The 25449-nt window shown below is 44.9% G+C and carries 29 protein-coding genes; 13 read left to right on the top strand and 16 right to left on the bottom strand.

The window, feature by feature from the left end:
- Positions 1-14 precede the first annotated feature (14 nt).
- The 13 genes from ACHUFW_RS16335 to ACHUFW_RS16275 all read right to left on the bottom strand — a co-directional run bounded on the left by ACHUFW_RS16335 (position 15) and on the right by ACHUFW_RS16275 (position 10553).
- Positions 15-821, bottom strand: coding sequence for a hypothetical protein (locus ACHUFW_RS16335; protein WP_394204435.1), 807 nt, complete (start codon positions 819-821; stop codon positions 15-17).
- A 67-nt stretch (positions 822-888) separates the two neighbouring features.
- Positions 889-2253, bottom strand: coding sequence for a magnesium transporter (gene mgtE / locus ACHUFW_RS16330; protein WP_394204434.1), 1365 nt, complete (start codon positions 2251-2253; stop codon positions 889-891).
- 471 nt (positions 2254-2724) lie between these two features.
- The gene (locus ACHUFW_RS16325; RefSeq protein ID WP_394204432.1) at positions 2725-3000 is read right to left on the bottom strand and encodes an HPr family phosphocarrier protein; all 276 of its coding nucleotides are present in this window, start codon (positions 2998-3000) and stop codon (positions 2725-2727) included.
- Positions 2987-3841 (bottom strand): RNase adapter RapZ, encoded by an 855-nt coding sequence (rapZ, locus tag ACHUFW_RS16320; protein WP_394204430.1) that lies wholly within the window; start codon positions 3839-3841, stop codon positions 2987-2989. Before rapZ ends, ACHUFW_RS16325 begins: the two co-directional genes overlap by 14 nt.
- A complete protein-coding gene (gene ptsN / locus ACHUFW_RS16315; protein WP_394204428.1) occupies positions 3838-4281 on the bottom strand; it encodes a PTS IIA-like nitrogen regulatory protein PtsN in 444 nt (147 codons plus the stop codon). Before ptsN ends, rapZ begins: the two co-directional genes overlap by 4 nt.
- A 2-nt stretch (positions 4282-4283) precedes the next feature.
- Positions 4284-4571, bottom strand: coding sequence for a ribosome hibernation promoting factor (gene hpf, locus ACHUFW_RS16310; RefSeq protein ID WP_028774926.1), 288 nt, complete (start codon positions 4569-4571; stop codon positions 4284-4286).
- A 28-nt stretch (positions 4572-4599) separates the two neighbouring features.
- On the bottom strand, positions 4600-6081 hold the full coding sequence (locus ACHUFW_RS16305) for an RNA polymerase factor sigma-54 (protein ID WP_394204426.1): 1482 nt from the start codon (positions 6079-6081) through the stop codon (positions 4600-4602).
- A gap of 130 nt (positions 6082-6211) precedes the next feature.
- Entirely contained in the window at positions 6212-6943 is a 732-nt protein-coding gene (gene lptB / locus ACHUFW_RS16300) for an LPS export ABC transporter ATP-binding protein (RefSeq protein WP_394204425.1), read from the bottom strand.
- A complete protein-coding gene (gene lptA / locus ACHUFW_RS16295) occupies positions 6940-7470 on the bottom strand; it encodes a lipopolysaccharide transport periplasmic protein LptA (protein WP_394204424.1) in 531 nt (176 codons plus the stop codon). The genes lptB and lptA overlap by 4 nt, the downstream gene beginning before the upstream one ends.
- Positions 7457-8014: an LPS export ABC transporter periplasmic protein LptC gene (gene lptC, locus ACHUFW_RS16290; RefSeq protein WP_394204422.1), complete on the bottom strand. Its 558-nt coding sequence runs from the start codon at positions 8012-8014 to the stop codon at positions 7457-7459. Before lptC ends, lptA begins: the two co-directional genes overlap by 14 nt.
- Complete coding sequence (gene kdsC / locus ACHUFW_RS16285) at positions 8011-8562, bottom strand: 3-deoxy-manno-octulosonate-8-phosphatase KdsC (RefSeq protein ID WP_394204420.1); 552 nt, start codon at positions 8560-8562, stop codon at positions 8011-8013. The genes lptC and kdsC overlap by 4 nt, the downstream gene beginning before the upstream one ends.
- A 1-nt stretch (position 8563) precedes the next feature.
- Positions 8564-9541, bottom strand: a complete 978-nt coding sequence (locus tag ACHUFW_RS16280; RefSeq protein WP_394204418.1) for a KpsF/GutQ family sugar-phosphate isomerase — start codon at positions 9539-9541, stop codon at positions 8564-8566.
- Between the two features lie 52 nt (positions 9542-9593).
- Positions 9594-10553: a calcium/sodium antiporter gene (locus ACHUFW_RS16275; RefSeq protein ID WP_394204417.1), complete on the bottom strand. Its 960-nt coding sequence runs from the start codon at positions 10551-10553 to the stop codon at positions 9594-9596.
- A 172-nt stretch (positions 10554-10725) separates the two neighbouring features.
- Between ACHUFW_RS16275 and mlaF the strand changes: the two genes are divergently transcribed.
- The 10 genes from mlaF (at position 10726) to ACHUFW_RS16225 (ending at position 19394) form a co-directional block, all read left to right on the top strand.
- Complete coding sequence (gene mlaF, locus ACHUFW_RS16270) at positions 10726-11538, top strand: phospholipid ABC transporter ATP-binding protein MlaF (RefSeq protein ID WP_394204415.1); 813 nt, start codon at positions 10726-10728, stop codon at positions 11536-11538.
- Positions 11525-12310: a lipid asymmetry maintenance ABC transporter permease subunit MlaE gene (gene mlaE / locus ACHUFW_RS16265; RefSeq protein WP_394204413.1), complete on the top strand. Its 786-nt coding sequence runs from the start codon at positions 11525-11527 to the stop codon at positions 12308-12310. Before mlaF ends, mlaE begins: the two co-directional genes overlap by 14 nt.
- A 75-nt stretch (positions 12311-12385) precedes the next feature.
- Complete coding sequence (mlaD, locus tag ACHUFW_RS16260) at positions 12386-12859, top strand: outer membrane lipid asymmetry maintenance protein MlaD (RefSeq protein WP_394204412.1); 474 nt, start codon at positions 12386-12388, stop codon at positions 12857-12859.
- A gap of 17 nt (positions 12860-12876) precedes the next feature.
- Positions 12877-13521, top strand: coding sequence for an MlaC/ttg2D family ABC transporter substrate-binding protein (locus ACHUFW_RS16255; protein WP_394204410.1), 645 nt, complete (start codon positions 12877-12879; stop codon positions 13519-13521).
- A gap of 5 nt (positions 13522-13526) precedes the next feature.
- Complete coding sequence (locus tag ACHUFW_RS16250) at positions 13527-13814, top strand: STAS domain-containing protein (protein WP_394204408.1); 288 nt, start codon at positions 13527-13529, stop codon at positions 13812-13814.
- Positions 13815-13826: 12 nt separating this feature from the next.
- Entirely contained in the window at positions 13827-14078 is a 252-nt protein-coding gene (locus ACHUFW_RS16245; RefSeq protein ID WP_394204406.1) for a BolA family protein, read from the top strand.
- 15 nt (positions 14079-14093) lie between these two features.
- A complete protein-coding gene (gene murA / locus ACHUFW_RS16240) occupies positions 14094-15353 on the top strand; it encodes a UDP-N-acetylglucosamine 1-carboxyvinyltransferase (RefSeq protein ID WP_394204405.1) in 1260 nt (419 codons plus the stop codon).
- Positions 15354-15503: 150 nt separating this feature from the next.
- Positions 15504-16889, top strand: coding sequence for a sensor histidine kinase (locus ACHUFW_RS16235; protein WP_394204403.1), 1386 nt, complete (start codon positions 15504-15506; stop codon positions 16887-16889).
- Between the two features lie 5 nt (positions 16890-16894).
- Positions 16895-17527: a response regulator gene (locus ACHUFW_RS16230; protein WP_394204401.1), complete on the top strand. Its 633-nt coding sequence runs from the start codon at positions 16895-16897 to the stop codon at positions 17525-17527.
- A gap of 196 nt (positions 17528-17723) precedes the next feature.
- Positions 17724-19394, top strand: a complete 1671-nt coding sequence (locus ACHUFW_RS16225) for an Ig-like domain-containing protein (RefSeq protein WP_394204399.1) — start codon at positions 17724-17726, stop codon at positions 19392-19394.
- Between the two features lie 410 nt (positions 19395-19804).
- Here the strand turns inward: ACHUFW_RS16225 and degS are convergent, their stop codons facing one another.
- From degS to ACHUFW_RS16210, 3 genes are all read right to left on the bottom strand, one after another.
- Positions 19805-20884 (bottom strand): outer membrane-stress sensor serine endopeptidase DegS, encoded by a 1080-nt coding sequence (gene degS / locus ACHUFW_RS16220; RefSeq protein ID WP_394204397.1) that lies wholly within the window; start codon positions 20882-20884, stop codon positions 19805-19807.
- 137 nt (positions 20885-21021) lie between these two features.
- The gene (gene degQ / locus ACHUFW_RS16215; protein WP_394204395.1) at positions 21022-22380 is read right to left on the bottom strand and encodes a Do family serine endopeptidase DegQ; all 1359 of its coding nucleotides are present in this window, start codon (positions 22378-22380) and stop codon (positions 21022-21024) included.
- 139 nt (positions 22381-22519) lie between these two features.
- On the bottom strand, positions 22520-22885 hold the full coding sequence (locus ACHUFW_RS16210; protein ID WP_394204393.1) for a ZapG family protein: 366 nt from the start codon (positions 22883-22885) through the stop codon (positions 22520-22522).
- A gap of 115 nt (positions 22886-23000) precedes the next feature.
- On the opposite strand from ACHUFW_RS16210, the gene zapE reads away from it, so the two are divergent.
- The 3 genes from zapE to rpsI all read left to right on the top strand — a co-directional run bounded on the left by zapE (position 23001) and on the right by rpsI (position 25226).
- On the top strand, positions 23001-24107 hold the full coding sequence (gene zapE, locus ACHUFW_RS16205) for a cell division protein ZapE (RefSeq protein WP_394204392.1): 1107 nt from the start codon (positions 23001-23003) through the stop codon (positions 24105-24107).
- 280 nt (positions 24108-24387) lie between these two features.
- A complete protein-coding gene (gene rplM / locus ACHUFW_RS16200; RefSeq protein ID WP_220063044.1) occupies positions 24388-24819 on the top strand; it encodes a 50S ribosomal protein L13 in 432 nt (143 codons plus the stop codon).
- Positions 24820-24833: 14 nt separating this feature from the next.
- Positions 24834-25226 carry a 30S ribosomal protein S9 gene (gene rpsI, locus ACHUFW_RS16195; RefSeq protein WP_028774904.1) on the top strand — a complete coding sequence of 131 codons (393 nt, stop codon included), beginning with the start codon at positions 24834-24836 and terminating at the stop codon, positions 25224-25226.
- Positions 25227-25449 lie beyond the last annotated feature (223 nt).

The raw sequence follows: 25449 nt of genomic DNA, 5'->3' as shown, positions 1-25449 counted from the left end.
CAGGTGGACCCCAGCTAAGCCTGTCTTATACGTATGATGGTTAACCCAATGACCAAGCACAAGTAAAAAGCGACACGCCATAATAACGTTTGCTGTGGCTGCAGAGTTTGTTGGTAATGGGCCAACTTATCTTCAAAGGCATGAATATGTTTGCGCATTGACCCCATGGTACCGCGCTCGTGGGTATACTGGCGGCTTTGTAGCAAGATTTGTAACTCTTTGATGGTATCACTATACAGATTAATGAGCTGGGTCATTTCTTGGTTATCGATTGCCCATTGCGACAAGGTTTGTACCTTGTTGCTGAGCAATTGCAGCGAAATGGGGTTTTCAGAGGTAATATAAGTAAATAGGTGCTGCCTAATTGCCAGTGTTTGCGCATAAATATTGACGTTATCATCACGCCCCAGTAGTTCGAGTTGTTCTTGCTCGTTCATCAAGCGATTGAGTATTTGCAGATCTTGTTGGTTAGCCGATTTCAGCTCGGTAACAAGCCGGTGGAAATCGGTTTCATATTGACTGAGTGAGCTTTTTAAACTGGCGATTTGCGGGGCTGCATTGGGTGTCAGGCAGTGGCCAAATTGTTCAGTTGCTTGTTTAACAGCTGCAAGCTGCTTTTCCCAAGTTTCTTTGTACTCGATTTGGTTACGTAATAGGTAGTCTTTTTCGTGGCGTCGCAGCATCAGGTGTTGATTGTGCAACTTCAACACTTGTATATAACAATCGTTGCTTTTGGCGGACCAATACTGGAAGCCTTCAAAAGCAACGATCAGTAATACTGTCAGTACTATAACAAGCGATGTAGAACCTTGGTGACTCAAAGATATTACCCTCAGTAGGTTATCTTCATAGTATAGTCGTAGTTTTACAGCTAGTTAGCGATAGCGTTTAATTTAACAGGAAAATGGTCGCTAGGCCTAAAAAGGCAAAAAGCCCTATCACATCTGTTACCGTCGTGAGTACCATACCACCGGCTAAGGCAGGGTCAATATTGAGCTTTTTCAGTAACAGAGGAATACAAGCGCCTGCAAACCCAGCAACGGTCATATTGATCAGCATTGCGCCGCCAATTAATCCGCCAAGGGCTATATCTCCTTTCCAGGCCCATACGGCTAAAAATACTAATACTGACCACAAAATACCGTTGAGGAAACCAATGGCTAACTCTTTGCCGATTAGCCATCTGGAGTTACTTTGACCGATTTGCCCCAAGGCAATACCACGAATCACCAGTGCCAAGGTTTGGTTGCCGGCGACGCCACCCATACTCGGGACAATGGTCATCAAGATGGCGATGGTCGCAAACTGCTCCAAGGTGCCTTCGAACATGTTACTGACAGAGGCTGCAAGTAATGCGGCAAACAGATTGATGGTGAGCCATAGTGAACGTCTAAAGGTACTTTTGACGACGGGACCAAAGGTATCCATGTCGTCATCCATACCAGCCATCCCCATCATGGAGTGCTCGGCATCTTCACGAATTACGTCAACCACATCGTCGATGGTGATACGGCCGAGTAGGCGGTTGTCGTCATCAATTACCGGCGCTGATAACCAGTCATGGCGCTCAAACAGCTGGGCAGTTTCCGTATCTGACATACCAACGGGAATACCTTCGAGATCTGCTTCCATGATGTCTCTAACGGAGGCATTAGGGTCGCAGGTTAGCAATGCTGAAATCTTAATCCCGCCCAACAAGCTATCGTGCTTATCGACTACATATAAGGTGTCTGTGGCTTCGGGGAGCTCACCACGAATTCGTAAGTAACGCAGAATAACATCGATGTTGACGTCGGGTCGTAGCGTCACCGTATCGGTGTTCATTAAACTACCAGCCGTATCCTCGGGATAGGATAGGGCTTGCTCAACCCGAGCTCGGTCCTGAGAGCTCATCGACTGCAGGACTTGATTGAATACACTGTCAGGCAAACTACGCAATATGTAGGCAAGATCGTCGGTATCCATGTTCTGTGCAGCTTTTGCGACACGCTCAGGAGCCATTTGGGTAATTAGGGTATCTTTTAGTTCTTCACCTAATTCATCAAGGATTTCACCCGTGTGCTCTTGGTCGATCAGTTGAAACAATACTTGGCGCGTTTTTGGCGGCGAGGACTCTAAAATAAACGCAATATCGGAGGCTGCCATGTCATGCAGCATGTTGCGTACATGCACAAACATGCCGCTGCCCAATGCTTGCGTAACTTGATTGAGGCGTTGATCATTTGTTTCGTTGTCTAACACTTCTATTGGCATTGATCCCCCCCTCGATGAGTGTGTTGGTGATAGTAAACGCGCTGTATGATTTGAGGCGACGATGGTAGTAGCATTAACTATAGGAGTGTTTGATCCTACTATCAAAATTTGTGCCGACAGACTATGTTAACTCAAGACTGTGACGCTGTAGAGACAAATTATACCAATCGGCATAAAGATGTGATCGCTCAGCGAGAGTTTAGCGCTTCTGAGACAATGCAACGAATGAAGGGCATAGTACTCTACTTTCAAGTTCGTTTACACGCTATTAGAAGTGCTAAAACTCGCCCTTTGGGCGCTTTTTGGCTGTCTACTTCTTCGTTGAATAACTTCCCAATAGAACCAACTATTATTTAAGTTATTCGTTTCGAACTGGTTTGCCAAAAATAGCGCTGAGTAGATCACTTTCTTATGCCGATTGGTATTAAAAGTGCGATGAGTTATTTGCGGTTTATCGCACTAAAGTGAGGTTTAGTTCGCTTCGTCGAATTTCGCGTCGATGAGTGCACTGATTGCATCAAGTGCTGCTTGGGCATCCTTACCTTCGCTTTGTAGAGTAATGGTTTTTCCTTTACCGCTTTCCAGCATCAGTAGGCCAAGCACGCTAGCGGCTGATGCTTGTTTATCACCTTGAATCAAAGTGACTTCGGCATCGAATGTAGCGGCAAGTACCGCCAATTTAGTCGCTGCGCGGGCATGCAGGCCGAGTTGATTGCAGATGGTGAGCTGTCGTTCAAGTTTTGCCATTGGAGAGTTCGCGGTGTCTGGCTTTAACGTTGTGCTTGGAGTCACTAAATAGTTTTGCCAATTGTTCTGTTACATACACCGAGCGATGTTGGCCGCCAGTGCAACCAATGGCGATAGTGAGATAGCTACGGTTGTTGCGTTCTAAATGCGGTAACCAAGTTGCTAACAAGTTCTCTATTTGCCAGATAAATTTATTGACTAGTGGTTGTTGACTCAAAAAGTGTTGTACTGGCTCATCTAGACCGGTAAGCGGCCTTAGATTGGGTTCCCAATGGGGATTGGGCAGAAAGCGTACATCAAACATAAAATCCGCTTCTGTTGGCATCCCATGCTTAAACCCAAATGACTCAAAGTTGATGACCAACTCTTTATCTATGGTACCAAGTAAGATTTCACGAATGCGATCACTTAAGTCGTAAATATTGCGGTTAGACGTGTCGATGTAGTGGTCGACTAAATCGGCGACAGGGCTAAGCAACTTTCCTTCCAGTGCAATGGCTTCCTTTAGGGAGGATTGTGCATGAGATAGCGGGTGGAGTCGTCTTGTCTCACTGTAGCGCTTTAATAACACTTCATCGCTGGCATCAAGAAAGAAACTCAATAATTCGGTGTCAGCAGGCAGGTTGGCCAGTTGTTTTTCAAGCTCAACCTCTTGCTCTGGCATATTACGAACATCAACGCTGATGGCAACCAGTTCACTACGCCCTTTAAGTTGCGCGAGTAGTGAGTCCATTAACGGCAAAGGTAGATTATCTACACAGTAATAACCTAAATCTTCAAGGACCCGAAGGACCACTGATTTACCTGAGCCGGAACGTCCGGATACCATTACGAGTTTCATTGCATAATCACCTGATAAAGTTCTGCTTCATCATGGGACTTTCTGAGCTGTTTGAGTGTGAATTTATCATTAAGTTTTTCTGCCATGCAGGCCAGTGTACTTAGATGTTGTTCACATTGATCAGATGGCACCAACAAAGCGAATAAAATATCAACAGGTTGGTTATCGATTGAGTCAAATGCGATGGGTTCCGCACACTTAATCAATACTGCGACAGGGTGTTCAATATTCGTTAAACGGCCATGGGGAATGGCGATACCGTTACCTATACCTGTGCTACCCATTTTCTCTCTCGCCAACAGGCTTTCAAAGATCTCTTGTGAAGAGAGGGTAGGGTACTGGACCGCAGCTAAATCGCTGATAAGTTCCAGTACCTTTTTCTTACTGCCCGGTGTGGCACAGGTTGTGCACTCCGGCCGCAGGATGGTACTTAGTTCCATCGTTAATGTTTTGTCAGCTTCTCTTTATGTTTAATTACCTGACGATCAAGCTTGTCTATCAGGGAGTCGATGGCGGCATACATATCAGCATTATGAGAAGTGGCAAACACTTCACCGCCTGAAAGGTGAACTTTCGCTTCAGCTTTCTGTTGCATTTTTTCTACGTTTAAAACAACGTGCACATTATTGATCTGATCGAAATGTCGTTCAAGCTTTGAGAACTTTTCTTGAACATAAGTTCTCAATGAATCGGTTATCTCTACATGGTGTCCAGTCAAATTAATTTGCATACAGGTCCTCCAGTGTTCAGTTTAACGATCATAAACTCTTACGTTGATTCGATGGCGGGATCAACATCGCTTCACGGTATTTAGCGATGGTGCGTCTGGCCACCTTGATGCCTTGTTCAGCCAGTAATTGTGCCATTTTACTATCACTTAATGGCTTCTTCTGGTTTTCTGCGGCGACCAATTTTTTAATGAAAGCGCGAATTGCTGTTGATGAGCATTCGCCACCATCATCGGTACCGACATGGCTTGAAAAGAAATATTTTAGCTCAAAAATACCGCGTGGGGTGTGCATATATTTTTGTGTGGTGACACGGGAGATGGTGGATTCATGCATCTCTACGGCTTCAGCAATATCATTAAGCACCATAGGCTTCATTGCTTCTTCACCAAATTCAAAGAAACCTTGTTGGAAATCGACAATGCAATTTGCCACTTTTAATAAGGTATCATTGCGGCTTTCGAGGCTTTTAAGGAACCACTTTGCTTCTTGAAGGTGACCACGAATAAATTGGCTGTCAGCTTGGTTTTTGGTGCTACGAGCCATTGAAGCATAATGTTGATTAACATTAATTTTTGGCATGTAGTCGGGATTAAGCTCCACGACCCAGCGACCTTTTTGTTTAGTCACTGTTACATCGGGAATCACATACTCATCGCGGTTTGGCGCTATGGTAAGCCCAGGGCGTGGATTTAATGATTGAATAAGCGCGATGGCTTCACGTAAGTCGTCTTCTTTGAGCTTAGTTTTACGCATGAGCAGGCGGAAATCGCGGCCTGCAATCAAATCTAAATGCTCTTTAATAAGTAGTCTAGCATTGTCAATGTGTGGCGTGTTGTCACTGTATTGCGCTAATTGAATAGACAGACATTCACTCAAATCTCTTGCTGCGACGCCGATGGGATCGAAGTGTTGAATACGCTTAAGTACTGCTTCCACTTCATCTAATTCAATTTCAGGATCGCCCATGGCATCGAGAATATCTTCACAGGTTTGTGTGAGATAGCCACGTTCGTCAATAGCATCAATAATGGCGGTTGCTATAGCATTGTCATTATCTGAAAACGGAGTCAGGTTTTTCTGCCACTCTAGATGTTCATATAAACCTTCACTGGTTTCACCTTGGAAAGGCAAATCATCATCGCGCATAGCCCCTGAGCTGGCGTTGGGTGCCGCGGTATAAACTTCATCCCAAGTGGTGTCTACCGGTAAGTCGTCCGGCATGGAGTCTTGGGTTAATGCGTCAGATGTTTCAACAGAAGAGCTATCTTGTGGGCTTGAGTCATCAGTGCTGGCGCTGTAGTCGTCAGTACTATCACTCTTGTCATTTTGGCTGTTGTCGCTTGCGTCGGCTTGCTCTTCGTCTAATTCTAGCAGTGGATTAGACTCTAATGCTTGTTGGATCTCTTGCTGTAGCTCCAATGACGAAAGTTGCAGAAGGCGAATCGCCTGTTGCAACTGAGGAGTCATAGTCAACTGCTGACCCATTTTGAGCTGGAGTGACGCTTTCATTTTACTGCTATTCCCTTCATTGTAATTATAAAATGAGAAAGCTTGCTTGTTTTATAAGGGGTTTCTCTTCGCCCCATAATTTGTCTATGCTGCCAATTATCTTATTACTTGCAGCTTAACTCTGGTTTAACTATAGCTTGAATTGTTCACCTAAGTACACCGCTCGGACCTGTTGATTGTCCAAGATTTCGGCGGGTGAACCTTCTGCAATCAGATTTCCATGACTCACGATATAGGCGCGTTCACAAACGTCGAGGGTTTCGCGGACATTGTGATCGGTGATCAGTACGCCTAAACCACGATTTTTTAGCTGTTCGATAATTTTCTTAATATCGATAACTGAAATGGGGTCGACCCCAGCAAAGGGTTCATCCAAAAGAATAAATTTAGGATTAGCCGCAAGTGCACGAGCAATTTCAACCCGACGTCTTTCACCTCCAGATAGTGCCATACCTTGGCTATCACGTATGTGAGTAATGTGGAACTCTTCTAATAAATGTTCCAGCTGCTCTTCGCGCTGTGCACTACTTAACTCTTTGCGTGTTTGCAGTACCGCCATGATGTTATCTCTAACCGATAACTTTCTGAAAATACTTGCCTCTTGAGGAAGGTAGCCAATGCCTTTACGGGCACGCAAATGCATAGGGTCTAAAGTGAGATCGTCATCATCAATAAAGATGCGACCTTTATCGCTTTGTACTAAGCCCACCACCATATAAAACGTGGTGGTTTTACCGGCCCCATTTGGGCCTAATAAACCAACAATCTGTCCAGTTTTGACTGTTAAACTAACATCTTGAACAACGGCACGACTTTTATAACTCTTGGCTAGATTAACCGCTTTTAGGGTTTTATCTGTCATTGTTGCTCCTGAGTTTTGCTATCAGGCTCATTGAGTTCTTGATAGTTCTCGGGCTGAATAATGGTGATCACTCTGTCATTGCCGGTGCTTTCAGCAATCAATTGTTGCTGCTCGATGTTATATCGAATTTGATTACCTGTGACTTGGCTGCCGTCTTGCTCTAAGGTGGCGTTGCCAATTAAGGTGAGCGTCCGGGTCGCCAACTCATAGCGAATTTCCGCTGCGCTGGCTTTGGCGGGGCGGCCGTCCTCCATAATCTGTGAATAGGTTGCAGGTGTGCCTGTGGCCACTAATACTTTGCCATTGCTTTGCTCTTTAGTGAATGCTCGTAGTTCATCGGCATTAATTTTAATTGAGCCTTGGGTCACCTCGACAGGGCCATTAAAAATAATTTGGTTATTTTTAATGTCTGCTTCCTGGCTTGCTGCTTCAATTTTAACTTCTTGCTGTAGGTCGCTCTCAACAGCAATCGCTTGCAGGCTTAGAAGCGATAGCCAAGTGGCAGCGATGAGTTTATTTAGTTTCATAAGTACCTTCTACCTGACTCGTCAGCTTTACTGTCTGTTTGTTTAAGTCACCATATAAGCCTTCGCCTGTAATGATGAAGTCATTGCCCGTAATATTAATCGTCCGGTCTGACGTCATGATCATGGTGTTTAAATCGAGTTCTAGGTATGTTGTTTCAATAGTTTGTATCGGCTCTTCAGGGCTGATAGCGTCAATGATAACATTTTTTTCTAATGTAACATGACCGTTGTTTTTATCTAAGGTGCCAGTGGCTGAGCGTAAACGCCATTGGGCTTTACCTTCGTCAGGATAAAGCAGGTAGACGGGCTCGGTAAAGTAGGTCATGTTGGCTTCTTCAAAGTGCTCCATGTGTGAGGCTGATACTCGGCTATTTATTTCGCCTTGTTCATTGAACTCCACACTTTTTAGATCGTTGACCACATAGTCTGGCCTATCAATACCATCTTGAAGTAAGGTGTCGCTACTGCGTTTTGACTGCACCTGCCAGTATAGAATAAGCGCAGTGCCGAAAAAAACGATAATGGCGATAGTGACTCTATTCATATGCTCATACCGTGGGCGGTATCAAACTTGTCTTGGCTTAACAATAATAGGTCGGTTAGTTCTCTTAGCGCGCCATGACCGCCACGAATATGGGTTACCATATCGGCACGTTCCCTGACATAGGGGTGGCCATCTGCAACACATACTGATAAGCCAACTTGCTGCATTACCGGTAGGTCAACCATATCGTCTCCAATATAGGCGACTTGCTCCGGCGTGACATTATAGAGATTGAGCAGCTCTTGATATGGCACCATTTTATCATCGATGCCTTGATAGATATGGGTAATACCTAAAGCTGTCATTCTGTCTTCGACGATTTTTGATTTACGCCCGGTAATAATAGCAACAGGAATGTCACTGTTAAGCAATGAGCGCACACCGTAACCATCTCGAGTATGAAAGCTTTTGAGCTCGTCACCTGAGTTACTCATAAATACCAGCCCATCGGAAAACACCCCGTCGACGTCACAAATAAGCAGCTTTATTTGCTGGGCTTTTTGCCATACATGTTCGCTAATGGGTCCATAGAATCCTTGGTGTGACATGTTAGATTACTCCTGCTTTTACCATATCGAGCATATTGAGTGCGCCAATGGGCTGCTGCTTATCGTCAATCACAATCAGGCCATTAATATCTTTTTCGTCCATGACTTTAAGGGCTTCTGCCGCCAAAATGTTATCGCTAACGGTAACGCACCCTTTGGTCATCACCTGTTCGATTGAGGTGTTGCGTAAGTTAACTTGCGCATCGATGACTCGGCGCAAATCACCATCAGTGAAGATGCCAACGAGTTGGTTGTCTTCATTGACAACGGCGGTCATACCTAGGCCTTTTTTGCTGATTTCATACAGCGCATCGGTGATTGAAATCTGTTGTTGCACACTGGGTAGTTCTTGGCCTTGATGCATAACATCACTGACTTTTAATAGTAATTTTCGACCTAAGCTGCCACCTGGGTGAGATAAAGCAAAGTCATCTTTAGTAAAGCCGCGCGCTTGTAACAGGGCAACTGCCAGTGCATCGCCCATGACTAGCGTGGCTGTGGTACTTGATGTTGGCGCGAGTCCCAATGGGCAAGCTTCTTCTGGTACTTCAATACACAGATGCACCACAGCATGTTTTGCCATGGTTGAGTTTGGCTTACCGGTAACGGCAATAACTGGCAGTCCCGTGCGCTTAATGACGGGCATTAAGGTTAAGATTTCACCCGCCTCACCGGAGTTTGAGATTGCGAGGATGACATCATTTTCGCTCAACACCCCTAAATCGCCATGGCTGGCTTCGCCTGGGTGAACAAAAAATGCGGGGGTTCCCGTACTGGCTAAAGTGGCGGAGATTTTATTGCCGATGTGACCAGACTTACCCATTCCCATGACGATCACTTTACCGGTACATGACATGATTAGCTGGCACGCACTCGCAAACTCTGGTGAGTCTACATATTGGTATAGATTATCCAGTGCGCCGCGCTCTATATCGATAACGTTGCGGCCCCATTGTCGGAGCTGATTTGCCTCTACCATAAAATTCTCTTTGTTTAATGCTTTATACGGTTAGTGAAAGAATGCGCTGTATCTAGGATAGAAAAATAACCGCTTGATACGCAATAAAAGTTAATAGTAATACACCACCGTGCCAGCGCTTTAATTGACGTTGCTTACCTGTGAGCAAGATCAATACAGCTAATGCGGTACTGGTGGCCATGACCATATAAAAATCTCGCGTACTAGCTGCTGCATCTATGGCTCCGGGTGCAATAAGCCCAGGTATTGCTAGTACAGCGAGAATATTAAATAGGTTTGACCCTACAATATTGCCGATAGCTAAATCATCTTCTTTTTTCAAAACGCCTGCAACACAAGCCGCTAACTCAGGTAGGCTAGTGCCGACTGCGATAATGGTGAGTCCAATCACTAAGTCTGAAAGTTGGAATGCCTTAGCAATACCTACAGCGCCTTGTACCATCCAATCGGCTGACAAGGGCAGCAATATCATACCTACTACTACCCAAAAAATAGCGTTTAGCGTCGGCACATCTTTAGGGATTTCATTATCTGCTTCTTCTGCCAGTGTGTCTTTTTGCTTATTAGTGACAGCGTGCCAGATCAAATAGCCCATCAACATGAAAAATAGGACTAACAGTAACCCGCCTTCTAATCGAGTCAGTTGGCCGTCATGTAAAAAATACCCAGCAATTGCGGTTGCTACAAGCATCATGGGAATTTCACGTTTTAAGGTCTGTGAGCTTACCGAGATGGCACCAAGTAACGCAGTGATACCTAAAATCAAGGTGATGTTAGCTACGTTGGAGCCCAAAACGTTACCAATGGCTGTATCTGTCATGCCTTCCATTGATGCTGTTGCTGCCACAAACATCTCTGGTGCCGAGCTCCCCATTGCGACAATCGTGAGGCCAATTAACATTGGAGGCAGGCCAAGATTACGAGCAAATGCGGCTGCTCCATAAACAAATTTGTCGGCACTCCACACCAACGCGCCAAGCCCTGCAATAAGCATGAAAATATTAAATAACATTTAAGTCCATTCGATTTGACAAATATGAGGCGCATTTTCGCTGGAAATGAGGGAAAATGAAAGTATTGGCGTAAGATAGTCTGGATTCAGTTGTGCACAATGCATCAATTCCGTACAATTCGCCTCTTCTTTTTTGTTTATCTTCAATCAGCGCATGGCAATGGATCTGACAATGACAACATCTGCACAGCCATTGATATCGATACAAAACTTGGCGTTTAGTCGCGGCAGCCACGTGATTTATGAAGACGTCAGTTTGTCGATCCCTAAAGGCAAAGTGACAGCAATCATGGGCCCTAGCGGCATAGGCAAAACCACCTTACTTAAACTCATCGGTGGGCAGCTAACTCCTGATGCAGGCCAGATTCATTTTGATGGTATCAACGTTCATCAATCTAGCCGTAAGCAACTTTTTGCCTTACGTAAGCGTATGAGTATGTTGTTTCAAAGCGGCGCCTTATTTACCGACATGAACGTATTTGACAACGTCGCCTTTGCGCTGCGAGAACATTCCGGTTTACCCGAAGAGATTATTCGTACCATTGTGCTAATGAAGCTAGAAGCGGTGGGATTACGTGGTGCATCCAAGATGATGCCAAATGAGCTATCTGGCGGAATGCAGCGCCGCGCTGCATTAGCGCGAGCAATTGCGCTTGAGCCTGAGCTAGTGCTTTACGATGAGCCTTTTGCTGGGCAAGACCCCATCTCTATGGGGGTACTGGTAAAGCTGATTAGAGAGCTTAGTGATGCATTGAATTTAACCTCGGTGGTGGTATCACATGATGTGCAGGAAGTATTAAGTATCGCCGATTACGTCTATGTGTTAGCGGATAAAAAAGTGGTTGCTCACGGAACCCCTGATGAGCTGAGATCGGCTGACAACCCTCAGTTGCAACAATTTATTAGTGGCGCACCGGATGGACCTGTACCGTTTCATTTCCCAGCCCAAGACTATCGCAAGGAGATGCTAGGTGAGCTTGATTAATCAGATTGCAGCATTGGGGCGGTATGGCATAGAGCTTGTTGCGGGCTTTGGCCGGGCAGGATTGATGTTGTGGGGAGCCATTGCCAGCGTCCCGAACGTTAAAAAAGGCCTGCCTCTGCTCATTCGTCAGCTGTATGTTGTTGGCGTCCAATCGATGGTGATCATCTTAGTTTCCGGTCTATTCATTGGCATGGTATTGGCGCTTCAGGGCTACAATATATTAGTGGGGTTTGGCACCGAAGATAGTTTAGGCCCGATGGTGGCGCTGAGTTTGTTGCGTGAACTTGGCCCAGTGGTTACCGCATTATTGTTTGCCGGCCGAGCAGGGTCTGCGTTAACCGCTGAAATTGGTTTAATGAAAAGTACCGAGCAGCTGTCTAGTCTTGAAATGATGGCGGTTGACCCACTTAGACAGATCATTGCGCCTCGTTTTTGGGCTGGGGTAATAAGTCTGCCCTTGTTAGCGCTAATGTTCACAGCCATTGGTATTTATGGGGGGCACTTAGTCGGTGTCGAGTGGAAAGGTATTGATGCTGGTAGTTTTTGGTCAATTTTACAGTCGTCGGTGGAATGGCGACAGGACATAGTGAACTGCCTGATTAAAAGTGTTGTGTTTGCGGTTGTTGTGACCTGGATTGCCCTTTACCGCGGCTATCAGGTTATTCCCAACCCGGAAGGCATTAGTAAGGCAACAACACAAACTGTTGTGCAGTCGAGTTTGGCGGTATTGGCATTAGACTTTTTACTGACCGCGATGATGTTCGGCAGTTAATTAATTATTGTTTAGGGAACAAGCGAGATACCGTAATTAATGGTATCTATAACCAAGTAGAGTGGTGAGTTGAATATGGTAACGCGCAAGATAGAGATTTTAGTTGGCTTGTTTTTACTGTCTGGGTTAGCGGCCTTTTTAGTATTGGTTTTTAATGTGGCAAATGTCGATGTTAAGACCGGGCAAAGTCAATACACCTTGTATGCTGAGTTTAGCAATATTGGCGGGCTGAAGGTTCGTTCTCCGGTGAAAGTCGGTGGTGTGGTTGTGGGACGAGTTAAAGCGATTACCCTTGATGAGCAAAGCTTACTACCAGTGGTGGAGTTAGCGATTGACAGTCAATATGATCAGTTTCCAGAAACCAGCAGTTTATCGATTTTAACTTCTGGGCTTTTAGGTGAGCAATTCCTTGGATTGACGCCAGGTTTTTTTGACGAAGACATTGAAATGTTAGCTAATGGCGACCGAATTTATGACACTCACTCAGCATTAGTATTGGAAGATTTGATCGGACAGTTTTTGTATAGCGTAAAGTCAAAGGATGACTAAAGTTAAAGGATGAATACATGAGTAGTATGATGAAGATGATAGCTGCAATTTGGTTGAGTGTAATAAGCATGGCAACCGCAACCGCTGCGGAGATAGACCGCTCTAACCCATATACTATGGTGGAGCAGGTGGCTAATAAAACTTTTGCCCGCTTTCATCAGGATTTTGACACAATTCAGGCCGATCCTGACCACCTTAAGTTGATAGTATCTGAAGAGTTGATGCCTTACATCGATTATAAGTATGCGTCTTATAAGGTGATGGGGTCGCATTTGCGGTCGACGAGACCTGAGCAGCGCAAACAATTTGTTAATGCGTTTAAAGCGTATTTGGTGGCAACTTACGCGCAAGCGTTTACGGAATACACCAATCAGCAAGTCAAGTTTGAGCCAGCTCGTAGCTTTGACGGTCAAAAAATGATTGATGTACATGTACAAATTGTTGAAGCTAATCGACCACCTATTAAGGTGCAGTTTCGGGTCCGTCGATTAAAAGATGATACTTGGAAAGCCTTTGACTTGGTGGCTGAAGGGGTCAGTCTTTTGGCCTCTAAAAGTAAAGAGATTAGTAACTTAATTCGCCAGAACGGTATCGACAGTGTGATTGCTGATTTGCGCGCTCGAACAGATGAGCATGTTGTATTAGAAGCCAAGGATAGTTAGTCGCGATGGCGCAATTTAATAATCGTGATGGATATTGTTATTTGCTGGGGCGACTGGCACACGACGACGTGATAACCTTATGGCCTTCACGTGAGCAGCTTATTAGCGCAGACACAAGATGTATTGATTGCAGTGGTCTTGAGTATATCGACAGTGCAGGTATTGCGATGCTGACGCAACTTGCTACGAAATCGCTTAGCAAACCGCTATCGTTTAAGTCGATACCACTGCAAACGAAGAAATTGATAGATTTATATGACTTACAAGCCTTCTTCCCAGAAGAAGCTCAATAAAGGTTTTTCCCCATGGAATGTAAAGAGATAGAAAAATTGCTCACCGATGCGTTGGCACTAGATGAAGTAAAAGTTAGCCAAGAAGGTACCCATTATAAGATTATTGCGGTGGGTGAGTGTTTCGATGGAATGAACCGAGTAAAGCAGCAGCAAACCATATACGGTCCAATTATGGAGCATGTAACAAGCGGTGAGTTGCATGCTATTACGATTAAGGCGTTTACGCCTGAGCAGTGGCAGCGTGAAAAAATCTTCAACATGTAAGGTTGGGGAATTATTTTGGATAAGTTAACGATACAAGCCAGTCAGCCACTATCAGGTGAAGTGGTTATTTCTGGTGCTAAAAATGCCGCGTTACCCATCTTAATGGCAGGCGTGCTAGCACAAACTGATTTTGTGTTATCAAACGTGCCTAATTTAAGAGATGTGAATACCAGTTGTGAATTATTGCGCTGCTTGGGTGCCAAGGTTAGTCGCAGCAGTCAGGGTGATATCACAATCTCGACTGACACGCTTAACGAGTTTTGTGCACCTTATGATCTTGTTAAAACGATGCGTGCCTCTATTTTGATTTTAGGACCTTTATTGGCACGCTATGGGACAGCGGATGTTTCTCTACCTGGTGGCTGTGCCATTGGGGCTCGTCCGGTGAACTTGCACCTGCAAGGTTTAGAGCAGATGGGCGCTAAAATCGAAGTGGATGAGGGCTATATCAAAGCTCGCGTCGATGGCCGATTAAAAGGTGCTCATATCTTTATGGATATGATCAGCGTTGGCGCCACAGAAAACCTACTGATGGCGGCAAGTTTGGCTGATGGTGAGACTGTCATTGAAAATGCTGCGCGTGAACCTGAGGTGATTGACTTAGCGAATTGCTTAATTGCCATGGGCGCAAAAATTGAAGGTGCGGGCACTGATACAATCCGGATCCAAGGTGTTGAGTCGCTGATGGGGTGCCATTATCGAGTGATGCCAGATCGGATTGAAACTGGTAGCTTTTTAGTGGCAGCTGCTGTGACAAGAGGTCAAGTACGGTGTGTCAATGCCGATCCTAAAACCCTTGAGGCTGTTCTGGCCAAGCTCGAAGATACTGGCGCAGAAATTACCACGGGTGAAGATTGGATTGAACTGAATATGCACGGCAAGCGACCAAAAGCCGTGAATATTAAAACTGTGCCTTACCCTGGGTTTCCCACCGATATGCAAGCGCAGTTTTGTGTATTGAATGTGTTGGCTGAAGGCACGGCAACGATAACAGAAACGATTTTTGAAAATCGCTTTATGCATGTTCCTGAGCTTATCCGTATGGGGGCCCATATGGAGCTTGAAGGTAACACATGTATTATTCATGGCATCGAGCGACTCAATGGTGCTCAGGTGATGGCAACGGATTTACGGGCATCAGCTAGCTTAGTCATTGCTGGTTTGGTGGCAGACGGAAATACCATTGTTGATCGTATCTATCACTTAGATCGTGGCTATGAGCATATAGAAGATAAGTTCAAAGGCATTGGCGGCCAAGTGACCCGGATTAAATAATGGTCGTTGATTGAAGCTAAAAAGTCGCACTAACGAGTGCGACTTTTTTGTTTTGATACATATCAAATAACCTGCCTGTAAAAGGTTGTTTGCGGCCAATCTGTAATTTTGATCACCTCATCGATGCCATAAAGTTGCTAATGTGGCGCGATGGCGACATTTATCACCTTCAACATATATCTTTTTTACGGCTTAGTGTTTTTTGCTATTGGCTGCGTAGTGGTGTTTCGCCATTTTAAATATAGCCAGTTAGCCATCTCTTCCACGCTATGGGCACTAGCCCTATTCGGCTTCTCCCATGCGTTTCATGAATGGTCAGAATTGTATGTGATCTTATTTAGCCATGAAATAAATAGTAAATATCAGTATATCGTTGAATGGCTGAGGTTAATAAAACTCTCACTATCTTTTGCGGGGTTACTTATCTTTGCTTGGTTGCTGTTTGCTATTCAAGGCAAGCTCATTGGTAAAATAGGCCGACTGGCAACCTTCGCGATAGTGGTGATGTACAGTGTTTGCTTGGGTATTTTTGCGCTTGGCGGTTTTCAGGGCGCGGATACTTTCTCAGAAGTTGCAACCTATACCCGTTATTTACTTGGTTTTGGTAGTGCGTGTTTAGCAGGTATTGGTATGGCGCTGTACGGTAACCAGCTGCGCCAAGAAGAGCATCATTATGGCCGTTATTTCGTCGCTACTGGTGCCGGTTTGATCATTTATGGCGTATTGGCAGGTTTAGTGCCGACAGAGCTGCATGAAAGCGTACCTATCTTCAGGACCTTAGCTGCAGCGTTTATTTTGCTGACTTTGATAAAAGCGCTGAAAATCTTCGAGCTCGAAAAAGAGTTGGCGACTGAGGCGAAGTTAACCCGCGCTATTGAAGCGGACAAATACAAGGCTATTGGCCAACTTGCCATGGGAGTCGCCCATGAAATTAATAACCCATTAGCCTCATCAACGTTGGCACTGGATCTATTGCAGCGTAAATTGCCACCTGAGCAGCAAGGGTTAGAAGAATACATTGACAGGGCTCGTTTAGGCATTGGCCGCGCAGCGGAAATCAGTAAAGAGTTGCTGGCTTATGCCCGTAATGACACCGGCCGTAATAGCAATGTGTATTTTAGTGACGTGATTCGTAGCGCGCTGCAGTTACTTAGTCATAAAATTGCCGCTTATCAGGTAGTGGTCAACTGTTCTGAATCGGTATCGCTTCATGGCCAGCGGGTGAAGCTCGAAGAGTTAGTGATTAATTTGCTTAATAATGCCTTAGATGCCAGTGAGGTTAAATCTCGTATTGATATCAATGTCGGCGCGGATGACGAAACGGTTTGGTTAGAAGTGATAGACAATGGCGCCGGTATGGATGAGAGTACGCTTTTGCGGGCGACTGAGCTGTTCTATTCAACTAAGCCAATTGGTCAGGGAACCGGCTTAGGGCTTGCGATATGTGAGCAAATCGTCAGTGCTCATCATGGTGAGATGGTAATAAATAGTGCGGTTGATATCGGTACCCGTATTCACATCAGCTTTAAAAGGTAAACAAGATGACGCAAATTCTTATTGCAGAAGATGATCAGCATTTACGGCAAAACATGGTCGATATTCTTGCCTTAGAGGGCTATGACGTTGTTGATGTTGCTAGCGCGGAAGCTGCAATAAGAGCCTGTGAAGAACAAACATTTGATATTGCCTTGATGGACTTGGTCATGTCTGGCATGACAGGTGTTGAGGCGATTTCTAACCTACGCCAGTTAAATCCATTTATGGCAGTTATTATCGTGACCGCTTATGCCACTGTTGATACGGCGGTCGATGCGATGAAAAAAGGCGCTGATAGCGTGATCACTAAGCCATTTAATAGTGCAGAATTGATTGTCACCATTAAGCGCAGTATTCAGGAAAAACAATTGCTGAAAGCCAGCTCAGATATCGATCCTGATAGTGTGTATTCGGCATTGGCAAATGGTTTACGTCGGCAAACTCTTAAGCAATTAGCAACCCATAAGCAGCTCAAGTTTATGGACTTGTGCCGTTTAGTCGGTGTAGAGGATCATACTAAGTTCAATTTTCATTTACGCCAGTTAAAGAAGGCTGGTTTAGTGATGCAAAATGAGAACAAGATCTATATTTTGACAAATACCGGTCAATTTGTTCTACAAAATCATAACTTATCTTGAATAATTTAATTGTTAAAGATCATAAGTTTAGTTTTATTCTGATAACTAAAGTTCACAACTCCTAACTGGCTGTGAAATCCAGTTATCTATCCCTTTAGAGGCATAGTGTAAATACTAAGTTCATGTCCGAAGAGACATATCAATCACTTTCCCTGCAAATGTCGGTGATTGAGATAGCCCATTTGAGGATGAACTTATGAACGCACAAATTCCATGTAAAAAGCTACTTCTTGCAAGTATGGTCACAATGCTTGTCGCTTGCGGTAGTGATAATGATGACACCACCCCACCACCGCCACCAGAAAACACACCTCCGGTTGCAAATCCAACCGATGCTGAAGTTAAGCTTGGCAGCTCAATTCTTATTGATGCACTGGCAAATGATACCGATGCTGACGGTGATACGTTAACGATCACTGCTGTTGAAATGACTTCAGGTACTGGCAGTGCCAGCATTGAAGACAATCAAGTGCGCTTTGAACCTGAAACATTGGGAACAAGCACCATGACCTATACCATTTCAGATGGTAATGGTGGAGAAGCTAGCGCGTTAATTACCGTTGTCGTATTAAGCAATGAGTTAGCTTATGTTGGTACCCAAACCTGTTTAGGCTGTCATAGCGATAAAGACTCTTTCTTAAAAACTGGTCATAACTTTAAGATTCAAAAAATCACCAATGGTGAGCAACCAAGCTTCCCTTATACACCAGAAACCACCATTACTGGCGCCATAGATTTATTACAGTTTGCAGGCCCTGATGGAGACGGCACCACCAACAATACCTTAGGCGCGCCAACTAGCTATGACGATGTCACCTATGTTGTTGGGGGGTATCATTGGAAGATGCGTTGGTTAGATGCAGATGGCTACATCGTCACTGGCAATAACGTGCAATACAATATTCGCAACAGTGATGGCGAGCTCAATATTCCAGATAATCACTTTGATGATCCTGATGTGATGGGGGATTACAAAGCGGGTGATTTTGATTATCAGTATAAATGCGGTAATTGCCATACCACAGGTTGGAAGCGCACCACGACAGAAGAGGGCGATGAGCGTAATTTAGATCGACAAGATGATCTACCTGGTATGGGAGGCACCTTTGCGGCTGGCGGCGTACAATGTGAGGCGTGCCATGGTGCAGGTAGTGAACATGTTAAAGCACCGTCAAGCAGTAACATTGTTAAAATTGCCTCTGCACGCACCACTGAGGCGTTTTTAGGCGCTGACATGGCGTATGGCCAAGCTGTCACGTGTGCCGAGTGTCATACCCGAGACGGTGAAAAAGATTACCCAAGCTTTATTAGCCCATACAATGTAGCCTTCCCAGATGGCAGCCAAGTCGGCGGCAGAATTGTATCGAGTGGTGGCTTGTCGAAGCATCATCAAACCGGTGATGAAATGTTAGGTGTCGTGCCCGAGGACCATGGTAGCTATAAAGCTGGTGATGAAATCGGCCCGAAAAAAGACATGAGCTGTACCACCTGCCATGACTCCCATAAGTCTACCAAAAATATGGACAATGCTGATGGGCTTCACGCTGGTGCGGTAAAAGATTGTACGACCTGCCACAACCCTGAGTTTACTGCGCCGGTGCACGGAATGGTTGCAGAGTGTACTGATTGTCATATGCCAAAGCTTGCGAAAAGTGCGGTGACGACAGGCCCGAAAATGGGTAACGCTGATGTGGTATTTGGTGATGTGAAGTCGCACTTATTTACCATTGACCTATCAGCAGATGCTAAACAATTTACCGAAGACGGTAAGTTCCAGATGCCTTGGTCTACAGCTGAGTTCTCTTGTGGTACTTGTCATGCGGATTATGCCGACCGTGCAGCTGCTATGCCGGTGATTCACAAATAGCGCTGTAACCTCTCACTCCTAAACACTCCCAAGCTCAAGCCATGCTGTTTCATCATTCAGCATGGCTTTTTTCATTTCGTTATTACCACCAATGAATGAGGCACATTGGTATTAAGCTAAACATGAAGCAAGTTTCATGTTTATCGGCAGCCTATGACTGCATTATTTGCTAGGCTTAGGCTTAGCTTTTGTTAGGGAGAAACAAGCTTGATGAGAATGTTATTGTTGCTGGCAATACTCTTTGCTGCTTTTGCATGTTACATAGCAGGAATGAGCCAAGGTGCGGCTTTATTGATTGTAACGGGGGCTCTCTTAGAGCTGGCTTTTTGGTTTGGCTTGTTACGCCCAAAGCGTTAATTACTTCAATTTAGCCAAGCCAGTAATAACTGACTTGCTAAATTGTATCGTTATTATTGCTCGCCGCGGTTTTCACCAATGGTTACCGGCACATCATAATAGGTACCACCGCGAATCACGGTAATAGTCACTTGGGTGCCTGGCGCGGTTTCAGCAATTCTATCCATAAGCATTTCTACGCCTGGTACTGCCTCACCTTCATACTTGGTGATCACATCACGCGGTCTAAGCTGGGCTTTATCCGCAGGGCCATAGCGATCAACTTGAGTGACGATGACGCCAGTAAGATCGGGCAAGTTGAGTATTTGTGCCATGACAGGGCCCACAGGTTCACCTGCAATTCCCAACGCACCACGAATCACTCGACCGTCTTTGATCAGCTTTCCCATAATACTGTGGGCGAGTTTGATCGGAATGGCGAAATTAATACCATGGCCACCGCCTTCGCCACCGATTTGGAATGCGGCGGTATTGATGCCGATTAATTGGCCGGTCGTGTCAATGAGGGCACCACCCGAATTACCGGCATTAATCGCGGCATCGGTTTGTAGGAAATCTAAAAATCCTGAGCTCAATCCGTTGCGACCTGTGGCACTGATAATACCTTGGGTGATGGTTTGGCCAAGGTTGTAGGGGTTACCGATAGCTAAAACAACATCGCCAACTTGAGCTGGAACCGCGAGGTTAATGGGCACAATAGGTAAACCGTCACCTTCGATTTTTAATACCGCAAGGTCGGTGATGGAATCTGAGCCAACCACTTCAGAAGTAAATTTTCGGCCATCTTGTAAGGCGACAACAATTTCATCTGCGCGTTTAATAACATGGTAGTTAGTTAAGATATAACCTTCTTTACTCATGATAACGCCAGAACCTAAGCCTTGCAGGGCACCAGAGTTCAATGGTCTAGATTGGTTGACGCTTAGGCTATAGATATTGACGACAGCCGGTGCTGCACGGCGTACCGCTTGGGAAAAAGACAGTTCGTTGCTTTGGTAGCTTTGGCGTTCAAATAAACTAATACCGCCATTTTTTCCAGTCAGTAAAGGGGCTGCAATTAAGATGACGGCAGCCATGATGAGGCCGAAAACTACCGCTTTGCTAATATAGAGAAGAGCGCCTTTGATATTCATGTCTGCAGAAAATAGCGAAAAATTGCCATAAGGTTATCATGATTATGCTATAGGGACTATTGAGTTAGTGAGATAGTTATCTTTGTTTCCAGACTCAAAACAAAAGGGGGAAATGGTTCCCCCTTGACTACATGAGTCTATCTCAATACAAGATAGAGGTTACTATTGCCGCGTTTTAGCTTCAGGGCGACGGCGCCTTGTTGCTCCTTCAGCTCGCTACGTAACGCCTTAAGGTCGTCGACCTTACTTCGGTTAACGCCAACAATAATATCGCCTTGTTGTAATCCGCTTGCCGCGGCTGGTGAGCCTTGGGCGACTTCGGTGATTTCTACTCCTTTGCGATTATTTTCTAAGGTCGCTCCCGCTAACATGGGGTGAATATCTGCCGCACCCGTTGCTGTTTCAGAGTTTTGGCTGGCTTCGCCTAATGTTGCAGTTACGGTTTCTTTGTCACCATCGCGAATCAAACCTAGCTCAACTTTGGCTCCCGCGCCCATGGTGGCAATCTTAGCGCGTAACTCTTGGAAACTCTTGATTGAACGGCCGTTAACACTGACGATGATGTCACCTGACTTGATACCAGCTTCGTCCGCCGCACTGTCTGGCATGACTTCGTTAACAAAACCGCCGTGCTGGGTATCGATACCAAAACCTTCAGCAAGCTCTGAGGTCAGATCTTGCCCGGTGACGCCTAATACACCGCGACGTACTTCACCATGTTCGATGATCTGCTCGACTAAGTTGTTAACCATATTGGCAGGGATGGCAAAACCAATGCCGACGTTGCCGCCATTAGGTGCCACAATTGCGGTATTAATACCAATTAGATCACCGTTCAAATTAACCAGTGCGCCACCAGAGTTACCACTATTGATTGCGGCATCGGTTTGGATGAAGTTTTCTAACATTTCAATACCTAAGCCACTACGGCCCATGGCACTAACAATCCCAGATGTCACCGTTTGTCCTAAACCAAAGGGGTTACCGATAGCCACGGCGAAGTCACCTACGCGTAACTCGTCAGAATCTGCGCGTTTTACCGCAACCAGGTTCTTAGCTTTAATCTGTAGCAACGCAATATCAGATTCGGCATCTGCGCCAATCAGTTTCGCTTCTACCTCGCGGCCATCATGCAAACCAATTTGGATTTCGTCTGCGCCTTCAATCACGTGATTATTAGTCACGATGTAGCCTTCTTCAGCATCAATGATCACGCCTGAACCTAAGCCTCTAAAAGGACGTTCTTGAACTTGCTCCCTTGGCGCATTTGGGCCGAAGAAATAGCGAAATGCGTCAGGTACGCGTTGTTTGGAAACATGGGTGCCTGATACTGCGACAGCCACAACAGCGGGGGTGGTTTTTTCTAGCATGGGAGCCAAGCTAGGTAATTGTTGGCCATCGACTGCTAAAGGGATGGCGGCTTGAGAAACTGCCGGCATTAAGGTAAGCGAGGCACTTAATACCGCAGCTGAAAGTAATGATAATTTTGTTTTCATTTATTCATGACTCCAAGGTTCGGGTAATGACTATTACTGTAGATATAAGGCATTATTACCTCAAATCAAGCCATTTAATTTGTTACTTACCCGAGTGGACTATTGAATAAATAGTAAAGTTCATCTTTATTAACAAAGGTTAATTGTTTGCTGCATTATTCGTAACAAGTTTTGTCAACTCATCATCTTTGGTAGTGGATTGTGAGTCGCTTGATTGCGCAAATGTGGGCAGCTTTTTATTGTTGCCATTTGGGGATAGGGTCGTTGAGGACTCATTCCAGCGTTGATTAAATTTGTTTAATTGCTCTGTTAACGCGCTTAGTTGTGCATATTGCTCATCAAAGTGATCGTGAACTTCTTGCTTATGTTGGCTGAGCTCTAAACGGGTTTGTTCTAATTGTTTGCTGCTAGCCTGAGCTTCACCTTTGCGGGCGAAAATGGTTCTTGCGACATAACCTAAGGCCAAGCCTAATATAAAGGCTGCGATGACGAGTGCCCATTCCATAAATTGATATCCTCTTTAAATAATGCAAATAGATAAAGCGAGCGACAATAATACATTGCAGCAGCAAGCCATGATACTATTTAGGCTGTTTTAAGGATAAAAGAGATAGTAAACCGTGTCGCAGCTCACCCCCTGGCAACATTATCAACAAGACCTACAGAAAGATTCTTTTTCCCACGATAGCGCGCAAGAGCGGGCAGTGAAGAGTTTACAACGAGTTTATGATGAGTTAATTGCAGCTCAATCATCGACTGGCGGTATAAGTAAATGGATACCTTTTATTGCCAGTAAACCAAAACCAGTACAAGGCTTGTATCTGTGGGGTGGAGTGGGCCGGGGTAAAACCTATTTGATGGACACGTTTTTTGATGCCTTACCTACGGAGCAAAAATTACGTGCTCATTTTCATCGGTTTATGCATCAGCTTCATGCCGACCTTGATGATTTAAAGGGTCAGCGCGATCCACTACTTATTATTGCCAAACGTATGGCAGAGCAGTATCGAGTTATCTGCTTTGATGAGTTTTTTGTTTCTGACATTACTGACGCAATGCTTCTAGGGACGTTATTCGAAGCATTATTTAGTCATGGGGTCGCCTTAGTGGCGACTTCGAATATTATTCCCGACGAGCTTTACCGTAATGGGTTGCAACGCGCGCGATTTTTACCTGCTATTGCGTTAATCAATCAACATTGTGAAGTGCTGAACGTGGACTCTGGTATCGACTATCGCTTACGAACCCTAGAGCAAGCGGAAATCTATCACTTCCCATTAGATGCGAAAGCGGATGAAAACTTATTGGAGTATTTTGATAAGTTAGCGCCAGAGTCCGAAGTCGTTACTAAGCCGATATCTGTTGACGGCCGAGATATTGCTATTCGTAAACAAGCGCAGGGTGTACTGTTGATAGATTTTAGGGCTTTGTGTGATGGCCCGCGCAGCCAGCGAGATTATATGGAGTTGGCCTGTGAGTATCATACGGTACTGCTGAGTAATGTTGAGCAAATGGGCGAGCAACTCACAGGGGATGATATCGCAAGGCGGTTTTTAGCTATGGTTGATGAGTTTTACGAACGAAACGTCAAATTAATCATCTCAGCGGCGGTTGACCTTGAAGAAATTTATACTGAAGGCTTGTTAACTTTTGAGTTTAGGCGTTGCCGCTCTCGCCTAACTGAAATGCAGTCCCACGACTATCTGGCGCTAGAGCATTTACCTTAATCCTGACTGTAGCGGGGAAGCGATATCTATGGTTTTCCCCGCTTTGCGCCTAAATCTGGCCGTTATCTGGTTTAATCCAATAAATTAGATAAAAAATTAGATGATTTTTAACTCAGCTTTGTCTATAATTCGCGACCTGCCCTCGTTACTCCGTCAAATTAGGCGGAAGTTGTAAAGCCTTATTCTTTGCTCGAAGGGGCGTAGAATGGCACTTTTTGTGTTGTTATTTCATATTTAATAACGGCATGTGAGACAGAATTTTAACATTGGGTTTTTGTAAATGAAGACTACTTTTACTGCTACACCAGAAACCGTTACTCGCGACTGGTATGTTGTTGACGCTGAAGGTAAAACTTTAGGTCGTATCGCTACTGAGATTGCTGCTCGCCTACGTGGTAAGCACAAGCCTGAGTACACTCCTCACGTTGACACTGGTGATTACATCATCGTTATCAATGCTGAGAAAGTTGCGGTTACTGGTAATAAAGCGAAAGGCAAAGTGTACTACTCGCACTCTGGTTTCATCGGTGGTATTAAGCAAATCACCTTTGAAAAGCTGCAAGATCATAAGCCTGAAATGATCATCGAGAAAGCAGTTAAGGGTATGTTACCTAAAGGTCCTTTAGGACGTGCCATGTTCCGTAAACTAAAAGTTTACGCTGGTACAGAACATAACCACGCTGCACAACAACCTCAAGTTCTTGATATCTAAACAGGATTAAGCAAATGGCTGCAACTCAGTATTACGGCACTGGCCGTCGCAAAACATCTACTGCTCGCGTATTCGCTAAAGTAGGTAGTGGTAACATCGTCGTGAACCAACGTCCACTTGACGAATATTTTGGTCGTGAAACTGCTCGTATGGTTGTTCGTCAACCTCTAGAGCTAGTTGAAATGACAGAAAAGCTAGACATCTATGTAACTGTTAAGGGCGGTGGTATCACTGGTCAAGCAGGTGCAATCCGTCACGGTATCACTCGTGCACTGATGGAACTTGATGAAGCTCTACGTCCATCTCTACGCGCTGCTGGTTTCGTAACCCGTGATGCTCGTAAAGTTGAGCGTAAGAAAGTGGGTCTACGTAAAGCACGTCGTAAGCCACAATTCTCAAAGCGTTAATATTTCGCTTCGATATTCAAAAACCCAGCTTATGCTGGGTTTTTTTATGCCTGTGGTTTAGGTATTAGTGCAGTTGTGCTATTGCAACATAGCTATATATGGTGCCTAGCACCATGCCTTTATTGGCGATTTAGGTGAGCTAAATCTACTAACCCGATTTGTTGGCTTTATGGTATTTTTAAGCTTCATTTCAGATAACCAATGTGGTTATTGTTCACATAAT

The organism is Shewanella waksmanii (genome assembly GCF_043643685.1).
GTDB lineage: Bacteria > Pseudomonadota > Gammaproteobacteria > Enterobacterales > Shewanellaceae > Shewanella > Shewanella waksmanii_A.
Note: the sequence above shows the minus strand (reverse complement) of the source record. Positions and strands in the feature narration are given on the sequence as shown.

Coding starts and splice junctions, on each gene's coding strand:
- ACHUFW_RS16305 (WP_394204426.1), bottom strand. CDS start 6,081: ATGAAAGCGTCACTCCAGCTCAAAATGGGTCAGCAGTTGACTATGACT.
- lptC (WP_394204422.1), bottom strand. CDS start 8,014: ATGAATAGAGTCACTATCGCCATTATCGTTTTTTTCGGCACTGCGCTT.
- ACHUFW_RS16325 (WP_394204432.1), bottom strand. CDS start 3,000: ATGGCAAAACTTGAACGACAGCTCACCATCTGCAATCAACTCGGCCTG.
- mgtE (WP_394204434.1), bottom strand. CDS start 2,253: ATGCCAATAGAAGTGTTAGACAACGAAACAAATGATCAACGCCTCAAT.
- degQ (WP_394204395.1), bottom strand. CDS start 22,380: ATGAAAACAAAATTATCATTACTTTCAGCTGCGGTATTAAGTGCCTCG.
- hpf (WP_028774926.1), bottom strand. CDS start 4,571: ATGCAAATTAATTTGACTGGACACCATGTAGAGATAACCGATTCATTG.
- degS (WP_394204397.1), bottom strand. CDS start 20,884: ATGAATATCAAAGGCGCTCTTCTCTATATTAGCAAAGCGGTAGTTTTC.
- rplM (WP_220063044.1), top strand. CDS start 24,388: ATGAAGACTACTTTTACTGCTACACCAGAAACCGTTACTCGCGACTGG.
- ACHUFW_RS16280 (WP_394204418.1), bottom strand. CDS start 9,541: ATGGTAGAGGCAAATCAGCTCCGACAATGGGGCCGCAACGTTATCGAT.
- kdsC (WP_394204420.1), bottom strand. CDS start 8,562: ATGTCACACCAAGGATTCTATGGACCCATTAGCGAACATGTATGGCAA.
- ACHUFW_RS16245 (WP_394204406.1), top strand. CDS start 13,827: ATGGAATGTAAAGAGATAGAAAAATTGCTCACCGATGCGTTGGCACTA.
- rapZ (WP_394204430.1), bottom strand. CDS start 3,841: ATGAAACTCGTAATGGTATCCGGACGTTCCGGCTCAGGTAAATCAGTG.
- ACHUFW_RS16250 (WP_394204408.1), top strand. CDS start 13,527: ATGGCGCAATTTAATAATCGTGATGGATATTGTTATTTGCTGGGGCGA.
- rpsI (WP_028774904.1), top strand. CDS start 24,834: ATGGCTGCAACTCAGTATTACGGCACTGGCCGTCGCAAAACATCTACT.
- ACHUFW_RS16255 (WP_394204410.1), top strand. CDS start 12,877: ATGAGTAGTATGATGAAGATGATAGCTGCAATTTGGTTGAGTGTAATA.
- mlaD (WP_394204412.1), top strand. CDS start 12,386: ATGGTAACGCGCAAGATAGAGATTTTAGTTGGCTTGTTTTTACTGTCT.
- ACHUFW_RS16210 (WP_394204393.1), bottom strand. CDS start 22,885: ATGGAATGGGCACTCGTCATCGCAGCCTTTATATTAGGCTTGGCCTTA.
- ACHUFW_RS16225 (WP_394204399.1), top strand. CDS start 17,724: ATGAACGCACAAATTCCATGTAAAAAGCTACTTCTTGCAAGTATGGTC.
- ACHUFW_RS16275 (WP_394204417.1), bottom strand. CDS start 10,553: ATGTTATTTAATATTTTCATGCTTATTGCAGGGCTTGGCGCGTTGGTG.
- lptA (WP_394204424.1), bottom strand. CDS start 7,470: ATGAAACTAAATAAACTCATCGCTGCCACTTGGCTATCGCTTCTAAGC.
- ptsN (WP_394204428.1), bottom strand. CDS start 4,281: ATGGAACTAAGTACCATCCTGCGGCCGGAGTGCACAACCTGTGCCACA.
- ACHUFW_RS16230 (WP_394204401.1), top strand. CDS start 16,895: ATGACGCAAATTCTTATTGCAGAAGATGATCAGCATTTACGGCAAAAC.
- mlaF (WP_394204415.1), top strand. CDS start 10,726: ATGACAACATCTGCACAGCCATTGATATCGATACAAAACTTGGCGTTT.
- ACHUFW_RS16235 (WP_394204403.1), top strand. CDS start 15,504: ATGGCGACATTTATCACCTTCAACATATATCTTTTTTACGGCTTAGTG.
- lptB (WP_394204425.1), bottom strand. CDS start 6,943: ATGACAGATAAAACCCTAAAAGCGGTTAATCTAGCCAAGAGTTATAAA.